The organism is Pseudomonas agronomica (assembly GCF_025917275.1).
Classification (GTDB): domain Bacteria; phylum Pseudomonadota; class Gammaproteobacteria; order Pseudomonadales; family Pseudomonadaceae; genus Aquipseudomonas; species Aquipseudomonas agronomica.
The window spans coordinates 1-1,753 of the sequence record NZ_JAOSHO010000759.1 but is presented as its reverse complement, the minus strand read 5'-3'; the positions used below and the strand labels follow the sequence as shown (position 1 = coordinate 1,753).

The window sequence follows — 1,753 nt, the reverse complement described above, 5'->3', positions numbered from 1 at the left end:
TGGGAGCGAGCTTGCTCGCGATGGGATCGGCCCATCCACTGGATATCTCAGGCTGCCCTGGCCGCCAAGGCCCCCCGTACCACCCCCGCCAGCCGCTTGAGCCCTTCATCCAGCCGCGCCGGATCGATATGGCTGAAGTTCAACCGCAAGTGCCCAAGATGCTTGTCCGGCTCAGGGAAGAACGGTTCCCCCGGCATGAACGCCACGTCGACCGCCAACGCTGCTGCAAGCAAGGTCCGGGTGTCCAGCGGTTGCTTGAGCGTCAGCCAGAAAAACAACCCGCCCTGCGGCATGTTCCAGTCCGCGATATCGGAAAAGTGCCGCTGCAGCGCAGCCTGGAACCGATCGCGCCGATCCCGGTAGAAATCCCTCAGTTCTTGCAGGTGGCTGCGATACTGCTCGGCGCCAATCCACTGCAGCGCCTGCCACTGGCCGATGCGATTGGTATGCAGGTCCGCCGATTGCTTGAGCCGCAGCAGGTTTGGGAACAAGTCCGGGCTGGCGATCAGGTAACCCACCCGCAGGCCCGGCAACAGGGTTTTCGACACAGTGCCGGTGTAGATCCAACTGGCCTTCTTCAAGCGACTGGCAATAGGCGTGGCGCTGCCGCCGTCGAAGGTCAGCTCGCGGTAAGGTTCGTCTTCGATCAGCGTCACGCCGAACTCATCCAGCAGCGCCGCCACCGCATCGCGCTTGGCCTCGCTGTAGCACACCGCTGATGGGTTCTGGAACGTTGGAATCAGGTAGATGAAGGCCGGTCGATGCCGCTCCAGCCGAGCCCGCATGTGCGCCAGGTCCGGGCCGTCCGCCTCAAGGGGGACGGTGATGCAGTCGGCGCCGAACAGCTGAAAAATCTGCAAGGCGGCGAGATAAGTCGGCGCTTCGAGCATGACTTCGGTGCCGACGTCGATGTGCAACTTGGCCGCCAGGTCGAGGGTTTGCTGGGAACCGCTGACCACCAGCACCTGGCTCGCCTCGCAAGCCAGGCCCAACGACCGCGCCTGCGCCGCCAGCGCTTCGCGCAGGGCCGGCTCGCCCTCGCTCATGCCGTATTGGCCCATGGACAGCGGCATCGCTTCCCACTCCACCTTCGGCAGCATGGCTTCGGCCGGCAGGCCGCCGGCAAAGGACATTACTTCCGGGCGCTGCGCCGCAGCGAGGATTTCTCGAATCAAAGAGCTTTTGAGGCGCGAGACACGTTCGGAAAAAGCCATGGGGGTCACCTGTAGCGAGGCCTTGGAAAAATGAGTCAAACTGTTTGACCGAAATTACCTCGCCGCCCCTGGAAACGTCAATATGCTTGACCTTAAAAACCCGACCTCCCAACAAATGGCCATGGAAGCGTTCTTCTTCGGTTACCAGGCGTTCACCGCCAAGGCCGATGAAATGCTCGAGCGTCGCGGGCTGAGCCGGGTGCACCAGCGCATCGTTTTTTTCATCGCCCGCTACCCCTCCTTGAGCGTGAAGGAACTGCTGGCATTGCTGGGCGTGACCAAGCAGGCGCTGAACATGCCCTTGCGGCAATTGATGGAGATGCACCTGGTCAGCAGCGTCGCGTCCGAGACCGACAAGCGTAAGCGGCTGCTGGAATTGACGGCGGAGGGCCAGCGATTCGAACAGGCGCTGCGCCGTGAACAGGTGAAATTGCTGGAACGGGTGTTTGCCGAGGCGGGGGAAGCGGCAGTGGATGGATGGCTGGCGGTGAATCTGGCGCTGGGCAAGGCTGGCGACCCCGACTAACGAACTCGTTTCG

Annotated in this window: 2 protein-coding genes; one reads left to right on the top strand and one right to left on the bottom strand. The window is 62.6% G+C overall.

The features are described 5' to 3' along the window. Positions 1–47 precede the first annotated feature (47 nt). Entirely contained in the window at positions 48–1,214 is a 1,167-nt protein-coding gene (locus OC610_RS26905; RefSeq protein ID WP_264432323.1) for an aminotransferase-like domain-containing protein, read from the bottom strand. Positions 1,215–1,296: 82 nt separating this feature from the next. Here OC610_RS26905 and OC610_RS26900 point away from each other — a divergent pair, with 82 nt between their 5' ends. Continuing rightward, the gene (locus tag OC610_RS26900; protein ID WP_264432320.1) at positions 1,297–1,740 is read left to right on the top strand and encodes a MarR family winged helix-turn-helix transcriptional regulator; all 444 of its coding nucleotides are present in this window, start codon (positions 1,297–1,299) and stop codon (positions 1,738–1,740) included. Positions 1,741–1,753 lie beyond the last annotated feature (13 nt).

Bases quoted from the DNA above. Each gene is read 5' to 3' on its own strand.
- OC610_RS26900 (WP_264432320.1), top strand. From the start codon at position 1,297: ATGCTTGACCTTAAAAACCCGACCTCCCAACAAATGGCCATGGAAGCG.
- OC610_RS26905 (WP_264432323.1), bottom strand. From the start codon at position 1,214: ATGGCTTTTTCCGAACGTGTCTCGCGCCTCAAAAGCTCTTTGATTCGA.